The following is a 542-nucleotide window of genomic DNA, read 5'->3' on the forward strand; positions in this document are numbered from 1 at the left end:
TAGATTATAAGGATGTACCATATTCGACATTTTTACGTGTTTATATGGTCGGAGTGAAGAAATATCAAGTGAAAATGAAGATTTATAGTGGAACATATAGCTATGAACTACACATGCGGAAAAGTGATAATGTATACATTCATATGTATTTTAAAAACTTTAGAGAAACAGAAGGTCATTTATATACCCTAAGGATTGAGACAAGGCCAGAGCATTACTCACATTTCAAAGAAATACTAGAGATGATAGGGAAGCGGGCAAGCCGAGTAGAATTTGTGAGCTGTGATGTAGCGTATGATATACAAACTGGTTTAGAAAATATAGTGGTGATACCGACAGATGCACGGAGGAATATGACACACTTTGATACAACACGGTATTTTGGTAGAAGCGACCAACGTAAACGGAATGGTTACTGTAGGATTTATGATAAACGGCTAGAACTAGCAAGGAATAAAGGAATTTATTTAGCACATGAATTAAGCCGAATAGAAGTGGTGTACAAGGTAAATGAGCAAGTGTTGCTTAAAGACCTAATGAAA

General features: G+C 35.6%; 1 protein-coding gene. It reads left to right on the forward strand.

Going from position 1 to position 542, the window contains the following annotated elements:
• On the forward strand, positions 1-542 hold a 542-nt coding region (locus C9J37_RS28735), incomplete at both ends, for a replication initiation protein (RefSeq protein WP_107897951.1).

Source organism: Lysinibacillus mangiferihumi (assembly GCF_003049665.1).
GTDB classification, from domain to species: domain Bacteria; phylum Bacillota; class Bacilli; order Bacillales_A; family Planococcaceae; genus Lysinibacillus; species Lysinibacillus mangiferihumi.